Origin of the sequence: Streptomyces sp. NPDC002054, from assembly GCF_040296685.1 — a bacterium.
Lineage (GTDB): Bacteria > Actinomycetota > Actinomycetes > Streptomycetales > Streptomycetaceae > Streptomyces.
Genome location: NZ_JBEOXT010000008.1, coordinates 221,224 through 234,837, shown reverse-complemented (window position 1 = coordinate 234,837; position 13,614 = coordinate 221,224). Strand labels below are relative to the sequence as shown.

Below are 13,614 nucleotides of genomic sequence, written 5' to 3'. Positions count from 1 at the left end.
ACGTCCTGTGGGCCATGATCCGCGACGGAGCGTGCTACCAAGCCGCACCACCGGTCACGGCGCGAGCTTGACAATGTCATTGGGAAGTCTCCTTCCCTCTACGGGCGCCTTCAACGCACCCTGCCCACCCGCTATTCCATGAACACGTCAGTGAGCAGCTCCGTCGGCGGCAGCTGCCGCTCGCGCGCCGAGCTCCTTCCACACCGTGCGGACCTGTGGCTCCAGCGCCTCCAGCGGCCCGTCGTTGTCGATCACCAGCGTGGCGACGGCCAGCCGTTGCGCGCGCGTGGCCTGCGCCGCCATCCGGGCCCGTGCCTCCTCCTCGGCCATGCCGCGCAGCCCGGTCAGCCGGGCCAGCTGGGTCTCGGGGGCAGCGTCCACCACGACCACCAGGTCGTACAGCGGGGCCAGTCCGTTCTCGGTCAGCAGCGGTACGTCGTGCACGACGATCGCGTCTGGCCCCGCGGCGGCCTCCAGTTCGGCCGAGCGGGCCCCGACCAGCGGGTGCACGATGGCGTTCAGCGCGGCCAGCTTCGCCGGGTCGGCGAAGACGATCGAGCCCAGTTTCGGCCGGTCCAGCACCCCCTCGGGGGTGAGCACCTCCGGACCGAACGCCTCCACCACGGCCGCGAGGCCGGGCGTGCCCGGCTCCACGACCTCCCGCGCGATGCGGTCCGCATCGACGATGACCGCCCCGTACCCCGCCAGCAGCCGCGAGACCTCGCTCTTGCCGGCTCCGATTCCGCCCGTCAAACCCACCTTCAGCATGGGCCGCAGCTTAACCCTCCGCCACGACCCGTCGCCGCTACGCGTCCCCCTCGCGCTCCGCCAGGAAGCGCTCGAACTCGCGCCCGATCTCGTCGGCCGAGGGGATCTCGGCCGGCTCGGCGATCATGTTCCCGCGGGTCTCCGCCCCGGCCGCGGCGTCGTACTGGTGCTCCAGCCCCTGCACCAGGGCGACCAGCTCCTCGTCGCCCTCGCGGATCTGCCGGTCGATCTCCGTCTGGGTGCGGTGCGCCTCGGTGCGCAGGGAATGCGCGACTCCGGGCAGCACCAGTCCGGTCGCCGCCGTGATGGCCTCCAGGGCGGTCAGGGCCGCGTCCGGATAGGGCGAGCGGGCGACGTAGTGCGGGACGTGGGCGGCGACGCCCAGTACGTCGTGGCCCGCCTCGGCGAGCCGGAATTCGACCAGTGATTCCGCGCTGCCCGGCACCTGCGCCTCTTCGAAGGGGCTGCGGTGACCCGGCATCAGGTCGGTGCGGTTGCCGTGCGGGGTGATGCCGACGGGCCGGGTGTGCGGGACGCCCATCGGGATGCCGTGGAAGTTCACCGAGAGGCGGACGCCGAGCCGCTCGACGACCTGCCGGACGGCGACCGCGAACCGCTCCCACTCCACATCCGGCTCCGGCCCGGACAGCAGCAGGAAGGGGGCGCCGGTGGCGTCCTGGACGATCCGCACCTCCAGCTTCGGGGCGTCGAACCCGCTCCAGTGGTCGCGCTGGAAGGTCAGCAGCGGGCGGCGGGCCCGGTAGTCGACCAGCCGGTCCGCGTCGAAGGAGGCCACCAGCTGGTGCGGCAGCGTGTCCAGCAGCCGCTCGACGATCTGCTCACCCGTCTCACCTGCGTCGATGTACCCCTCGAAGTGGTAGAGCATGACCAGTCCGGCCGAGTCCTGGGCCAGCGCCAGGTCGACCACCGCCAGGCCCTTCGCGTCCCATTCGTACAACCCCTGTGGATCCAGCACCGCCACCACTCCTCCTCGCCGCGTTCTCTGAAAGGAACGCCCAAGGACGCCCCTCCATTCCCCAATTGACGCCCCGACATGACGCCCCGCCACGAAACACCGGCACGGCCCCGCCGCACAACGTCGCGCAACGCCACACAACGCAGTAAGGCCCGCCCCCCGAAGGGGACGGGCCTTACCGTTTCAGCTCTGCTCAGCTCAGCTCACGCCGGAGGCGTGATGCGCTGCTGCGATCAGCTCTGGCCGCCGGCCAGCTTCTCGCGGAGCGCAGCCAGGGCCTCGTCGGACGCGAGGGCACCGGCGTTGTCGTCCGACTCCGAGGAGTACGAACCACCGGAGATGCCCGCACCGGCGTTGCCACCGGCGGCCGGGGCGGCAGCGCCCTCGGCAGCGGCGGCCTCGTCGGCCTCGCGGCTCTTGATGACCTGCGCCTGGTGCTGCTCGAAGCGAACCTGCGCCTCGGCGTACTGGCGCTCCCACTCCTCGCGCTGCTTCTCGAAGCCCTCGAGCCAGTCGTTGGTCTCGGGGTCGAAGCCCTCGGGGTAGATGTAGTTGCCCTGGTCGTCGTAGGACGCGGCCATGCCGTACAGGGTCGGGTCGAACTCGACCGAGGCCGGGTCGGCACCGAAGGACTCGTTGGCCTGCTTCAGGGACAGCGAGATCCGGCGACGCTCGAGGTCGATGTCGATGACCTTGACGAAGATCTCGTCGTTGACCTGGACGACCTGCTCCGGGATCTCCACGTGGCGCTCGGCCAGCTCGGAGATGTGGACCAGACCCTCGATGCCCTCGTCCACGCGGACGAACGCACCGAACGGAACCAGCTTGGTGACCTTACCCGGGACGACCTGACCGATCTGGTGGGTCCGGGCGAACTGCTGCCACGGGTCCTCCTGGGTCGCCTTCAGCGACAGGGAGACGCGCTCGCGGTCCATGTCCACGTCGAGAACCTCGACGGTGACTTCCTGGCCGACCTCGACAACCTCGGACGGGTGGTCGATGTGCTTCCAGGACAGCTCGGAGACGTGCACGAGACCGTCGACGCCACCCAGGTCCACGAAGGCACCGAAGTTGACGATCGAGGACACGACGCCGGAGCGGACCTGCCCCTTCTGGAGGGTGGTGAGGAACGTCTGGCGGACCTCGGACTGGGTCTGCTCCAGCCAGGCACGGCGGGACAGGACCACGTTGTTGCGGTTCTTGTCCAGCTCGATGATCTTCGCCTCGAGCTCCTTGCCCACGTAGGGCTGGAGGTCGCGGACGCGGCGCATCTCGACCAGGGAGGCCGGGAGGAAGCCACGGAGGCCGATGTCGAGGATGAGGCCACCCTTGACGACCTCGATGACGGTACCGGTGACGATGCCGTCTTCTTCCTTGATCTTCTCGATCGTGCCCCAGGCACGCTCGTACTGAGCGCGCTTCTTGGACAGGATGAGACGGCCTTCCTTGTCCTCCTTCTGGAGAACCAGGGCCTCGATCTCGTCGCCGACCTTGACGACCTCGTTCGGGTCGACGTCGTGCTTGATCGAGAGCTCGCGGCTCGGGATGACGCCTTCGGTCTTGTAACCGATGTCGAGCAGGACCTCGTCCCGGTCGACCTTCACGATGACGCCGTCGACGATGTCGCCGTCGTTGAAGTACTTGATCGTCTCGTCGATCGCGGCGAGGAAGGCTTCCTCGTTACCGATGTCGTTGACCGCTACCTGCGGAGTGGTGGTGGCGGTGGTCTCGGTGCTGCTCGTCATGTGGGAAAGGGCTCCGGTTACGGACAGAAGGTCGTAGGTACTGCTACGCCGGGAGCCCTTATCGCCTCTGATACGCCGGACAGCCAAGGAGGCCCCGAATCACCGCACGAAGACGGCGAGGGCCTCGAGAACCGAGGGGACTGCAACAGATGCGAGCGCAGCCTGCTAGGTCTGAGGAGCACAGGCTCGCAGCGCAACTTGTAGCATACGGGGGCAGCCGGACAGGGTCAATGCGCGAAGGCGCCCACCCGGGGCGGATAGCCGCATATCCGGCACAACTCGTGGGCGGGCGACCGTTCCGGCCCGTCCGAAAAGCTTGTCCGCAGACTACGACGATGGGCCCCATGAACCAAGAGGACTACGCCCCCGAAGACGTCCCGGAGGACGCCTACGACGCGCCGGACGACGCCGCGGCCACGCGCCGTGATGCGGGGGAAGCGGAGAGCAGCCGGGCCAGCCGCGGCTGGTGGGACCGCAACGCCGACGAGTACCAGAGCGAGCACGGGGCCTTCCTCGGCGACGACCGCTTCGTCTGGGGGCCCGAGGGCCTGGACGAGGCCGAGGCCGCACTGCTGGGCCCGGCCGCGGACCTCAAGGGGAAGGACGTCCTGGAGATCGGCGCCGGCGCGGCGCAGTGCGCCCGCTGGCTGGCCGCCCGCGGTGCCCGCCCGGTCGCCCTGGACCTCTCGCACCGCCAGCTCCAGCACGCCCTGCGGATCGGCGGGAACGTGCCCCTGGTCGAGGCGGACGCCGGAGCCCTGCCGTTCCGCGACGGCTCCTTCGACCTGGCGGTCTCCGCGTACGGCGCGATCCCCTTCGTCGCCGACCCGGTGAACGTGATGCGCGAGGTGCACCGGGTGCTGCGCCCCGGCGGGCGCTGGGTCTTCTCCGTCACCCACCCCATCCGCTGGGCCTTCCCCGACGAGCCCGGCCCCGAGGGCCTGTCCGTCTCCGCCTCCTACTTCGACCGGACCCCGTACGTCGAGCAGGACGAGCAGGGCCGCGCGGTGTATGTGGAGCACCACCGGACGATCGGCGACCGGGTCCGGGACGTGGTCGCGGGCGGCTTCCGGCTGGTCGACCTGGTGGAGCCGGAGTGGCCGGCCTGGAACGCCCAGGAGTGGGGCGGCTGGTCCCCGCTGCGCGGCAACCTGATCCCGGGCACCGCGATCTTCGTGTGCGAAAGGGACTGAGGCCCCAGTGATCCGTTCCGCCGCCCTGGAGGCGCTGCCCGTACGCGAGGCCGTCCCCTCCCTCCTGGAGGCGCTGGGGGCGCGCGGCTCGGCCGTGCTGTGCGCCCCGCCCGGGACCGGCAAGACCACCCTGGTGCCGCTGGTGCTGGCCGGGCTGGTGGGCGGCGGGCCGCGGCGCCGGGTGATCGTCGCCGAGCCGCGGCGGATCGCGGCCCGGGCAGCGGCCCGCCGGATGGCCTGGCTGCTGGGCGAGCGGGTCGGGGAGTCGGTGGGCTTCACGGTCCGCGGGGAGCGGGTGGTGGGCCCGGACTGCGCGGTGGAGGTGATGACCACCGGTGTGCTGCTCCAGCGGCTGCAGCGGGACGCCGAGCTGGCGGACGTCGACGTGGTGGTGCTGGACGAGTGCCACGAGCGGCATCTGGACGCGGACACGGCCGCGGCCTTCCTGCTGGACGTACGGGCGGTCCTGCGGCCGGAGCTGTGGCTGGTCGCGGCGTCCGCGACCACCGACGCGGCCGGCTGGTCCCGGCTGCTCGGCGAGGCTCCGGTGGTGGAGGCGGCCGGGGTCGCGCATCCGGTGGAGGTGGTGTGGGCCCCGCCGGCCCGCCCGGTCCGGCCGCCGCACGGGATGCGGGTGGATCCGGCCCAGCTGGCGCAGGTGGCCGCGGTGGTGCGGCGGGCGCTGGCGGAACGTTTTGGCGATGTGCTGGTCTTCCTCCCCGGGGTCGGGGAGATCGCCCGGGTCGCCGGGCAGCTGGCCGGGGTGGACGCGGAGGTCCTGCAGATCCACGGGCGGGCCCCGGCCGCCGTGCAGGACGCCGTCCTGGCGGGCGGCACCGGCCGGCGGCGGGTGATCCTGGCGACCGCGGTGGCGGAGTCCTCCCTCACGGTGCCGGGGGTCCGGGTGGTGGTGGACGCGGGTCTGGCCCGTGAGCCGCGGATGGACCACGCGCGCGGGCTGGGCGCGCTGACCACCGTACGGGCGTCCCGCGCGGCGGCCCGGCAGCGGGCGGGCCGGGCCGGGCGCGAGGCCCCGGGCACGGTCTACCGCTGCTGGGCGGAGGCCGAGCACGACCGGCTGCCCGCGTTCCCCGCCCCGGAGATCCGGATCGCCGACCTGACCGCCTTCGCCCTGCAGACGGCCTGCTGGGGCGGCCTGGGCACGGAGCTGCAGCTGCTGGACCAGCCGCCGGCCGGGGCGCTGGCCGCGGCCAGGGAGGTCCTGGTGGCGGTGGGCGCGGTGGACCCGGGGTCCGGCAGGGCCACGGACCGGGGCGTACGGATGGCCCGGCTCGGCCTGCACCCGCGGCTGGCCCGCGCGCTGCTAGACGGGCCGCCGGGGGCTGCGGAGGTGGTGGCCCTGCTGAGCGAGGAGCCGCCGCGGGAGTACGGGGACGACCTGGCGGGGGCGTGGCGGGCGGCGCGGCGCGGGGGCGATGCCTATGCGGCGCGGTGGCGGGCCGAAGCCGGCCGGCTGCGCCGCGCCATGGCCTCGGGAGGCGGCCGGGGCGAAGCCGCGGGGGCTCCGGCCGACGGGGCCGGGGCCGCTGCGCGGAGCCATTCCCCCACCCCGCCCCTTCCCGAAACCGGGCTCCGCCCGGACCCGTCGGGGCTCCGCCCCGGCACCCCGGTGGGGGCTCCGCCCCCACACCCCCGCGCCTCAAACGCCGGCGGGGCTGGATATGACGCCACCGCCGGGCTGGTCGCAGCCCTCGCCTTCCCCGAGCGCGTCGCCAAAGCCAAGGGCGAAGGTGCCTTCCTCATGGCCTCCGGGACCGGAGCCCAGCTCGGCGACGGCTCCGGGCTGCGCAGCGCGCCCTGGCTGGCGGTCGCCGTCGCCGACCGGCCGTCGCACTCCGCCTCCGCGCAGATCCGGCTGGCCGCGGTCATCGACGAGCAGACCGCGCGCGAAGCCGCCGCGCACCTGCTGAGCAGCGGCGAGGAAGTGCACTGGGAGGACGGTGACGTCGTCGCCCGCCGGGTGAGCCGGGTGGGCGCGATCGAGCTGACCGTACGGCCGCTGCGCGACCCCGACCCCGGGCTGGTTCGGGAGGCATTGCTGGATGGGCTGCGCCGGGACGGGCTCGGTCTGCTGGGCTGGAGCCGGGACGGGGCGGGCCTCCGGTCCCGGCTGGGCTTCCTGCACCGGACGGTCGGCGGCGACTGGCCGGACGTACAGGACGAGGCCCTGCTGGCGCGGGCCGGCGACTGGCTGGAGCCCGAGCTGTCCCGGGCCCGGCGCCGTGCCGACCTGGGCCGGATCGACGCCGGGCAGGCCCTGAACCGGCTGCTGCCCTGGGCCACCGGGGAGGCCGCCCGGCTGGACGAGCTGGCTCCGGAACGGATCGAGGTGCCGTCGGGATCCCGGATCCGGGTGGACTACTCCGCCGAGCAGCCCGTGCTCGCGGTGAAGCTGCAGGAGCTGTTCGGGCTGGCCCAGACCCCGCGGGTGGGCGGCAGGCCCGGCGTGCCGGTGCTGGTCCACCTGCTGTCGCCCGCCGGGCGGCCCGCAGCCGTGACCGCCGACCTGGCCTCCTTCTGGCAGGGCGGCTACCGCGCGGTCCGGGCCGAGCTGCGCGGTCGCTACCCCCGGCACCCGTGGCCGGAGGACCCGGCGACGGCCGAGCCCACCCGGCACACCAACGCCCGGCTCAGGCGGGAGTAGGGGCAGCGGACGGGGTCCTGCGGCTGCGGGCCTCCAGCCACAGGGCGAGGCCCAGCAGGGCCAGTCCGGTGACGCCGAGGCCGATCGGCGCGTACGTGTGGAGCGCGAGCACCTTGGTGCGGTTCGCGGAGACCAGGTCCACGGTGTGCTTGATGTAGTCCTCCCGCATCTTCACGTGGCCGGAGAACGCGGTGAGCTTGCCGCCCTCCCCGCCGGCCGCGATCCCGCCGCGCATCTCCTGTTCCATGATCTGCTCGCCGTTGACCGGCGCTCCGGTGACCGGGTCGACCCAGAACATCCGCTTGGCCGTGTACCAGAGGGTGGTCCCGGTGGTCGCCTCGATGGTCGCCGGGTCGATGCCCTCGATCGGCATCTTCTTGGGCATGGGCACCTTGGTCCAGGGGACGGTCTGCTCGAAGTAGTAGACGTCCATTCCGCGGAACTTCCGCGGGCCCACGTAGTGGATCGGCGCGGAGGTGCGGGTCTGCGCGTCGAAGTAGAGGTAGTCGCGCGGTTCGGTGAAGAAGGGGAACTTGAACTCGATGCCCTCGCGCTTGACCGCGTCCCCGTCGACCATCTCGCCGGTGGCGTGCACCGGGTCCTGGGTGTGCGCGTCGAAGATGTAGCGCTCGGGTATCTGGGAAACCATCTTCCCGTCCGGGCCGACCACATGGGACAGGCTGTCCCAGACGACCACGTCCTTGCCGGCGCTGGCCTCGATCTCGCGGGACGCTTCGACGTTGCCCTTGAGGGTCTGGATGACCGTGACCTTGTCGACCTTCTTGGGCTTCATGCCGCCGAGGTAGTCGAGGAGGATCGCGTCCTTCGCCTCCAGCACGATCTCCTGGTACTGGTTCGGGGGGATCTTGGCCAGGCGCGGGTACGCGTACCAGCGCAGCAGCGGCGCGAGGGCGGTGCAGAACACCGCGAAGGCGAGCAGGACGAGGCTGGCTCGGCGTCGCACGGTCGGCCTCCTCTACTGTCCGGGCGCGGCGGGCGCGGTGGTGAGCAGGGGTTTGGGCGAGGTCTTGCCTTCCGGCACGCCCATCGCCGTGATGGCGAAGACGATGGCCAGCGCGGCAGCCAGCCCGATGGCGGCGGCGACGAGTGCGCGCATGCCGGAGCCTCCGAGATCTGATACGGCGTCAGGGATGGGGCACCGTAGCAACGCGCGGGTGAGATGAGAACCGTTTGACTACGGAGTTTCCGCGGCCATTGGCTTCGCCGACGGGGAGGGGGACGCGGAGCCGCTCGGCGTCGGCTTGGGCTTCGGCTTGGGTGTGGTGGTGGGTGTGGGCTTGGCCGTCGGGGTGGGGGTGGGCTTCGGGGACGGTGTGGGCTTGGGCTTCGGGGTCGGAGTCGGAGTGGGCTTGGGCTTCGGGGTCGGGGTCGGCTTGGGCGTCGGGGTCGGTGTGGGGGTTGGCGTCGGCGTCGGCTTCGGTGTGGGGGTGGGCGTCGGGGTCGGCTTGGGGGTGGGCTTTGGCTTGGGCTTCGGCTTTGAGGGTGGGGTCGGCGTGTTCGGGACCTCGTAGGTGCCCTTGTCGTAGTACGCGAACCAGGACTTCACCGTCAGCAGGTATTCCGTCGACCGGTTGTAGGAGAGGATCGCCCGGTCCAGGTCGGCGCCCACCCGCAGGTCACGGCTGCCGGCGCACAGATAGCGCCCGGCCGCCAGTGCCGCGTCGTACACGTTGTTGGGGTTGCGGCGGCCGTCGCCGTCCGCGTCCTGACCCCAGGCCGCCCAGGTGGACGGGATGAACTGCATCGGCCCGACCGCCCGGTCGTGGACCGTGTCGCCGTCGTAGGCCCCGCCGTCCGTGTCGCTGATGTTCGCGAAGCCGTTGCCGTTCAGGACGGGGCCCAGGATCGGGGTCAGGGTGGTGCCCGCGGCGTCCACCCGGCCGCCGCGGGCCTGGCCCGACTCGACCTTGCCGATGCCCGCGAGGAGTTGCCAGCGCAGCCCGCACCCGGGGTCGGTCGCCGTGACCGTCTTCTCCGCCTTCCGGTAGGCGGCGAGGACGGTGGCGGGTATCCCCCGGGCCCCCTCCCCCACACCGGTGAGGACCACCGGCTGCGTCCGCGGCGCGCCGCCCGCCCCGCCCGCCGGTGCCGGGCTCGGCGTGAGCGTGGGCGTGGGTGTGGGGGCCGGGGCCGGGGCCGGCGGTGCGTCGTCCAGGACCACGGCCGGTGGTTCGGGGCTGACCAGCGGCGGGAGTTCGGTGAAGTAGGCGGAGTCGCCGCCGTAGCCGCCGCGGCCGTCGGCGGCGGGTACCGGTGGGGCCGCCGCCCGGGCGGTCCGCCCGGTGCCGCCGCCGGTCGCCTGGGATGCCGTCAGCACGGCGCCCACGAGTGCGGCGGCCACGGCGGCCACCCCGCCCCTGCGCAGCCCGCGCCCGAACCGAGCCGTCCTGGTCATAACGAACCCCTCCCCCTCGACTCCCCCTCGATGTCCGCGTGACCCTATGTCAGCAAGGCGCCAGAGGAAACGTTCTGGCCTGCGCGTTCACCGTTTTTCCACGAGTCGGGAACCGGCCCGCATACTGGGCGCGTCCGTCAAGAGGGAAAGAGGTTCCATGCCGTTCACTCTCAGCCATGCCGCTGCCGTACTGCCGGGAATCCGGCGGAACGGACACGGCCGGGGCCCCTTCCTGGCCTCGGCGTTGGTCATGGGATCGTTCGCGCCCGACATGACCTACTTCGCGGCGAGTGTGATCCCCGGAGCGATGGGGTTCGGCTCTGTGACCCACTCCCTGGCCGGGGTGCTGACGATCGATGCGGTCATCACGGCCGCGCTGGTCGGCAGCTGGCTGCTGTTGCGCGAGCCGATGACCGCCCTGCTGCCCGCCGCCTGGCGCGGGCGGGCGTACGCACTGCTGCGCGGGGCGCGGTGGCCGGGCGGACGTCCGCCGGTCCGGCTCGCCGCCGCCTTCTACCTCTCGGCGGTGACCGGTTCGCTGACGCATGTGGGGTGGGACGCCTTCACCCACCTCGACCGGTACGGGACGAACGCCCTGCCCTGGCTGTCCGGCTACTACGGGGGCTTCCCCCTCTATACGTATCTGCAGTACGGCAGTTCCGTGCTGGCGGCCGGCGCACTGCTGTGGTTCCTGGGCTCGGCACTGCGCCGGCTGCCGGCCGGGGCGGCACCCGCTTCGGTTCCGGTGGCGGGCCGGGCCGACCGGGTGGCCGCGCTCGTGCTGGTGGGCGGGAGCGTGGCGGCCGGGGTGACCTTCCGCGTGCTGCGCTGGTACACGCACTTCGACCGGATCCACACCCCGCTCGACATCGTCCCGACCGTCTGCTTCGGCGCGGGCAGCGGGCTGATGGCAGGGCTCGTGCTGTACGCCGCCCTGTTCCGGCTGCGCCACCGCGGGCGGGACCAGGACCAGGACCCGGGCCAACAGCACCCGGCCCGGGAGCGTACGCAGACGCCCGGGTCGCCCGCCCCCGCCGGCCGGCGGTAGGGGCGGGGCGCCCGGGCGTCCGTACGTCATCTCAGTGCGCGGCGGACTCCCAGTCCGCGCCCACGCCCACCGAGACGTCGAGCGGGGCGCGCAGGTCGACGGCGGCGGCCATCTCCCGGCGGACCAGCTTCTCGACCTTCGCCCGCTCGCCGGGGGCGATCTCCAGCACGATTTCGTCGTGCACCTGGAGCAGCATCCGGGACTTCAGCCCCGCCTCCGCCACGGCCTTGTCCACGCGGAGCATCGCCACCTTGACGATGTCGGCGGCGGTGCCCTGGATGGGGGCGTTCAGCGCCATCCGCTCGGCCGCCTCACGGCGCTGCCGGTTGTCGCTGTTGAGGTCGGGCAGGTACCGGCGGCGGCCGAAGACGGTGGCCGTGTAGCCGGTGGCGCGGGCCTCGTCGACCACGCGCTGGAGGTAGTCCCGGACCCCGCCGAACCGCTCGAAGAAGGTGTCCATCAAACCGCGCGCCTCGGCGGGCTCGATGTTCAGCTGCTGCGCGAGGCCGAAGGCGGACAGCCCGTACGCCAGGCCGTACGACATCGCCTTGATCTTGCGGCGCATTTCGGCGTCGACCGCGGACCGCTCCACGCCGAACACCTGGGAGGCGACGGTGGTGTGCAGGTCCTCCCCGGAGAGGAAGGCCTCGGTCAGGCCTTCGTCCTCGGAGAGGTGGGCCATGACGCGCAGCTCGATCTGGCTGTAGTCGGCGGTCATCAGGGACTCGAAGCCCTCGCCGACGACGAATCCGCGGCGGATGGCCCGGCCCTCGTCGGTGCGCACCGGCACGTTCTGCAGGTTGGGGTCGGTGGAGGACAGGCGTCCGGTCGCGGCCACGGTCTGGCTGAAGGTGGTGTGCACCCGGCCGTCCGCGGCGATCGTCTTGACCAGGCCCTCCACGGTGACCCGCAGCTTCGCCTGCTCCCGGTGCCTGAGCATGATCACCGGAAGTTCGTGGTCGGTCTGGGTGGCCAGCCAGGCCAGCGCGTCCGCGTCGGTGGTGTAACCGGTCTTGGTCTTCTTGGTCTTGGGCAGGTCCAGCTCGCCGAAGAAGACCTCCTGGAGCTGCTTGGGCGAGCCGAGGTTGAACTCGTGGCCCACCGCCGCGTGCGCCTCCTTCACCGCCTGCTGCACGGCGCCCGCGAACTGCTGCTCCATGGCCTCCAGGTGGTCGCGGTCGGCGGCGATGCCGTTCCGCTCCATCCGGGCCAGCAGCTCGGAGGTGGGCAGTTCCATGTCGTGGAGCAGGGCGGTGGCGCCGACCTCCTCCAGCTTCTCCGTGAAGGCCTCGCCCAGGTCCAGGACGGCGCGGGCCTGCGCCATCAGGGCCTCGGCCTCGGCGGTCTCGTCCGCACCGAAGGCCAGCTGGCCGTCGGCGGCCGGCGGCTGGAGCTCCCGGCCGAGGTATTCCACCGACAGCACGTCCAGGGCGAAGGAGCGGCGGCCCGGCTTGACCAGGTAGGCGGCGAGGGCGGTGTCCATGGTGACCCCGGCCAGGGCGGTCCAGCCGTGCTCCGGGAAGACGCGCCACAGGCTCTTCGCGTTGTGGACCACCTTCGGCCGGGAGGCGTCGGCGAGCCAGCCGGTGAAGGCCCGCTCGTCGGCCTCGTCCAGCTCGGCCGGCTGGAACCAGCAGGCCGCGCCGTCGGCGGCGGCCAGCGCGATCTCGGCGACGCTGCCGGTGCCCAGCATCCAGCTGTCCACCGTGGAGATCCCGAGCGGGCCGCCGGCGTGCGCCTCGAGCCAGGGCGCCAGCTCGCCCGCGGACAGCACGGACCCGTCCAGCTCCACCCCGGCGGCCGGCTCCGGCGCCGCCGCCTGCTCGGCGCCCGGGTCCACCGCCAGCAGCCGCTCGCGCAGCGAGGCGTTGCGGATCTCCAGCACGTCCAGCACCCCGGTCACGGCCGAGCGGTCGTACGGCAGCCGCTCCAGGTCGGCGGGGGTCCGGCCGAGCTCCACGTCCTTGACCATCTCGGTCAGGACCCGGTTCAGCTTCACCGCCTCCAGGTGGTCCCGGAGGTTCTGCCCGGCCTTGCCCTTGACCTCCTCGGCGCGCTCCACGAGCTCCGCGAAGGACCCGAACTGGTTGATCCACTTCGCCGCGGTCTTCTCGCCGACGCCCGGGATGCCGGGCAGGTTGTCGGACGGGTCCCCGCGCAGCGCCGCGAAGTCCGGGTACTGCTGCGGGGTCAGCCCGTACTTCTCCTCGACCTTCTCCGGGGTGAACCGGGTGAGCTCGGAGACGCCCTTGGTCGGGTACAGGACCGTGGTGTGCTCGGACACCAGCTGGAAGGAGTCCCGGTCGCCGGTGACGATCAGCACGTCAAAGCCGAGGGCCTCGGCCTGGGTGGCCAGCGTGGCGATGACGTCGTCGGCCTCGAAGCCGTCCACCGCGAACCGGGGCACGGCCATCGCGTCGAGCAGCTCGCCGATCAGCTCGACCTGCCCCTTGAACTCGTCGGGGGTCTTGGAGCGGTTCGCCTTGTACTCGGGGAACTCCGTCGAGCGCCAGGTCTTGCGGGACACGTCGAAGGCCACCGCGAAATGCGTGGGCGCCTCGTCGCGCAGCGTGTTCGCCAGCATCGACGCGAAGCCGTAGATGGCATTGGTCGGCTGGCCGCCCGCGGTGGTGAAATTCTCCGCGGGCAGCGCGAAGAACGCCCGGTACGCCAGGGAGTGCCCGTCCATGAGCATCAGGCGGGGGCGGTCCGCTGCGGTCGTCTGGTCGGTCTTCTTCGATGCTGAATCTGCCACGCCCCCGATCCTAGGCGCCCCCACCGACAATTCCTCCGTCGGCGATGT

General features: G+C 72.4%; 10 protein-coding genes. 3 read left to right on the top strand and 7 right to left on the bottom strand.

What is annotated here, in order from left to right; all coding sequences use genetic code 11:
- Positions 1-147: 147 nt before the first annotated feature.
- The 3 genes from coaE to rpsA form a co-directional block, all read right to left on the bottom strand.
- Positions 148-768, bottom strand: a complete 621-nt coding sequence (gene coaE, locus ABT123_RS10305; RefSeq protein WP_351311739.1) for a dephospho-CoA kinase — start codon at positions 766-768, stop codon at positions 148-150.
- A gap of 37 nt (positions 769-805) precedes the next feature.
- Positions 806-1,744, bottom strand: a complete 939-nt coding sequence (locus ABT123_RS10300; protein ID WP_351311737.1) for a PAC2 family protein — start codon at positions 1,742-1,744, stop codon at positions 806-808.
- Positions 1,745-1,977: 233 nt separating this feature from the next.
- Positions 1,978-3,489, bottom strand: coding sequence for a 30S ribosomal protein S1 (gene rpsA / locus ABT123_RS10295; RefSeq protein WP_351311735.1), 1,512 nt, complete (start codon positions 3,487-3,489; stop codon positions 1,978-1,980).
- A gap of 344 nt (positions 3,490-3,833) precedes the next feature.
- On the opposite strand from rpsA, the gene ABT123_RS10290 reads away from it, so the two are divergent.
- A complete protein-coding gene (locus ABT123_RS10290; RefSeq protein ID WP_351311733.1) occupies positions 3,834-4,682 on the top strand; it encodes a class I SAM-dependent methyltransferase in 849 nt (282 codons plus the stop codon).
- Positions 4,683-4,689: 7 nt separating this feature from the next.
- Positions 4,690-7,347, top strand: a complete 2,658-nt coding sequence (locus ABT123_RS10285) for an ATP-dependent RNA helicase (protein ID WP_351311731.1) — start codon at positions 4,690-4,692, stop codon at positions 7,345-7,347.
- On the opposite strand, the gene pgfA is transcribed toward ABT123_RS10285, so the two are convergent.
- The 3 genes from pgfA to ABT123_RS10270 all read right to left on the bottom strand — a co-directional run bounded on the left by pgfA (position 7,334) and on the right by ABT123_RS10270 (position 9,763).
- The gene (pgfA, locus tag ABT123_RS10280; RefSeq protein ID WP_351311729.1) at positions 7,334-8,311 is read right to left on the bottom strand and encodes a cell envelope lipid trafficking protein PgfA; all 978 of its coding nucleotides are present in this window, start codon (positions 8,309-8,311) and stop codon (positions 7,334-7,336) included. The genes ABT123_RS10285 and pgfA overlap by 14 nt on opposite strands.
- 12 nt (positions 8,312-8,323) lie before the next feature.
- On the bottom strand, positions 8,324-8,464 hold the full coding sequence (locus ABT123_RS10275; RefSeq protein ID WP_351311727.1) for an SPW_0924 family protein: 141 nt from the start codon (positions 8,462-8,464) through the stop codon (positions 8,324-8,326).
- A gap of 78 nt (positions 8,465-8,542) precedes the next feature.
- Positions 8,543-9,763, bottom strand: a complete 1,221-nt coding sequence (locus ABT123_RS10270; RefSeq protein ID WP_351311725.1) for a lytic transglycosylase domain-containing protein — start codon at positions 9,761-9,763, stop codon at positions 8,543-8,545.
- A 157-nt stretch (positions 9,764-9,920) separates the two neighbouring features.
- Between ABT123_RS10270 and ABT123_RS10265 the strand changes: the two genes are divergently transcribed.
- Positions 9,921-10,811, top strand: coding sequence for a DUF4184 family protein (locus tag ABT123_RS10265; protein ID WP_351311723.1), 891 nt, complete (start codon positions 9,921-9,923; stop codon positions 10,809-10,811).
- Between the two features lie 31 nt (positions 10,812-10,842).
- On the opposite strand, the gene polA is transcribed toward ABT123_RS10265, so the two are convergent.
- Complete coding sequence (gene polA, locus ABT123_RS10260; protein ID WP_351311722.1) at positions 10,843-13,566, bottom strand: DNA polymerase I; 2,724 nt, start codon at positions 13,564-13,566, stop codon at positions 10,843-10,845.
- Between the last annotated feature and the right edge of the window lie 48 nt (positions 13,567-13,614).

What these genes read in the sequence shown, in the direction of transcription:
- coaE (WP_351311739.1), bottom strand. Translation starts at nt 768, where the DNA reads ATGCTGAAGGTGGGTTTGACGGGCGGAATCGGAGCCGGCAAGAGCGAG.
- rpsA (WP_351311735.1), bottom strand. Translation starts at nt 3,489, where the DNA reads ATGACGAGCAGCACCGAGACCACCGCCACCACCACTCCGCAGGTAGCG.
- ABT123_RS10270 (WP_351311725.1), bottom strand. Translation starts at nt 9,763, where the DNA reads ATGACCAGGACGGCTCGGTTCGGGCGCGGGCTGCGCAGGGGCGGGGTG.
- ABT123_RS10290 (WP_351311733.1), top strand. Translation starts at nt 3,834, where the DNA reads ATGAACCAAGAGGACTACGCCCCCGAAGACGTCCCGGAGGACGCCTAC.
- ABT123_RS10265 (WP_351311723.1), top strand. Translation starts at nt 9,921, where the DNA reads ATGCCGTTCACTCTCAGCCATGCCGCTGCCGTACTGCCGGGAATCCGG.
- ABT123_RS10275 (WP_351311727.1), bottom strand. Translation starts at nt 8,464, where the DNA reads ATGCGCGCACTCGTCGCCGCCGCCATCGGGCTGGCTGCCGCGCTGGCC.